General features: G+C 75.6%; 1 protein-coding gene. It reads right to left on the reverse strand.

Going from position 1 to position 262, the window contains the following annotated elements:
* The coding region (locus CCN51_RS51965) for an FAD-dependent oxidoreductase (protein WP_158104805.1) at positions 1–262 on the reverse strand (262 nt) is incomplete at both ends.

The raw sequence follows: 262 nt of genomic DNA on the forward strand, positions 1-262 counted from the left end.
GAGGGCGCGGCTTCCCGCGTAGCGGGGGCCGGTTTCGTCGCCGTGCGCGGCCCGGTGGCCGGGTTGTGCCCACCCGTGCGCCCCTGCGGCACGATTGCCCACAACCTGTGCCAGCACATCCGCCTGGTCCTGGGCCGGGCCCGCCAGGCCGTACAGAACGCCGGCGTGCTCCGCGCAGTCGCCGATCGCGAAGATCCGCGGGTCGCTCGTGCGCAGCTGGTCATCTACGACGACGCCGCGCGCCACGGTGAGCCCGGCCGCG

This window comes from Streptomyces milbemycinicus, assembly GCF_002154605.1.
Lineage (GTDB): Bacteria > Actinomycetota > Actinomycetes > Streptomycetales > Streptomycetaceae > Streptomyces > Streptomyces milbemycinicus.